Origin of the sequence: Klebsiella sp. K47, assembly GCF_051858335.1 — a bacterium.
Lineage (GTDB): Bacteria > Pseudomonadota > Gammaproteobacteria > Enterobacterales > Enterobacteriaceae > Klebsiella > Klebsiella pneumoniae.
Genome location: NZ_JBPYUI010000469.1, coordinates 1 through 220 on the forward strand (window position 1 = coordinate 1; position 220 = coordinate 220).

The 220-nt window shown below is 56.4% G+C and carries 1 protein-coding gene; it reads left to right on the top strand.

All coding sequences use genetic code 11. The features are described from left to right. The coding region (locus tag RRF55_RS28835) for a sigma-70 family RNA polymerase sigma factor (RefSeq protein WP_439419420.1) at window positions 1-220 on the top strand (220 nt) is incomplete at both ends.

Genomic DNA, 220 nt, shown 5'->3' on the forward strand with positions numbered 1-220 from the left:
AACTTGCGTCTGGTGATCTCCATCGCCAAGAAGTACACCAACCGTGGCCTGCAGTTCCTTGATCTGATCCAGGAAGGCAACATCGGCTTGATGAAGGCGGTGGACAAGTTCGAATACCGTCGTGGTTACAAGTTCTCCACGTATGCGACCTGGTGGATCCGCCAGGCCATCACCCGTTCGATCGCCGATCAGGCGCGCACCATCCGTATTCCGGTGCACA